This window comes from Mesorhizobium sp. M5C.F.Ca.IN.020.29.1.1, assembly GCF_003997375.1.
Taxonomy (GTDB): domain Bacteria; phylum Pseudomonadota; class Alphaproteobacteria; order Rhizobiales; family Rhizobiaceae; genus Mesorhizobium; species Mesorhizobium wenxiniae.
The window spans coordinates 1-661 of record NZ_RZSW01001132.1 but is presented as its reverse complement, the minus strand read 5'-3'; the positions used below and the strand labels follow the sequence as shown (position 1 = coordinate 661).

The following is a 661-nucleotide window of genomic DNA, read 5'->3' as shown; positions in this document are numbered from 1 at the left end:
AGCGGCGGCAGATCGACAATGATGTACTCGAAGGTCTCCTTGGCATTGTTGATGAAACGCCGCATCCCGGCCGACGATAGAAGCTCGCTGGTGTGCGAGAAATGACCGCGCGGCACAGCCGGAACAATCGCCAGCTTGGTCTGCCGGTCGATCTTGCCGACGGACTGCCAGGTCTGCCCGCTCACTACCGCCTCCATCAGGCCTTGCTCGGCCTCCATGCCAAGGCTGCGGCTGAGGCCGGGTTTGCGCAGGTCGCCGTCCACCAGCAGGGTTTTCGACCCGTTGGCAGCAAGCAGTCCGGCCAGATTCGCCGCCACGGTCGACTTGCCCTCACCGGGAAGAACCGAGATCACGCCAATGACCCGGCTGCCTTGCCCTTCCATCACGACGTCGAAGGCAATCTTGGCGCTGCGAAGCGTTTCGGAAAACATCGATGCCGGGGCGTCGATGCTCACCCGCATGCGCGCGCGTCTTTCAGCGGCCGACGGTGATTGGGCCGTTTTGATGTCCGCCTGACCGTCATCGCGCTTATCGTCCTTGGCGACCTTGCTGCCAATGATCGGCAGGTAGCCGAGGAATTTGAGGCCGACGCGATCGCGAACGTCTTCGCCGGTCCTGAAGAACCGCTCCCTGAATTCATTCAGGCCACCAACCCCGGCCC

At 62.8% G+C, this 661-nt stretch carries 1 protein-coding gene; it reads right to left on the bottom strand.

The genetic code is table 11. From position 1 onward, the window contains the following. The coding region (locus EOA85_RS36685) for a P-loop NTPase (RefSeq protein WP_127212831.1) at nt 1-661 on the bottom strand (661 nt) is incomplete at both ends.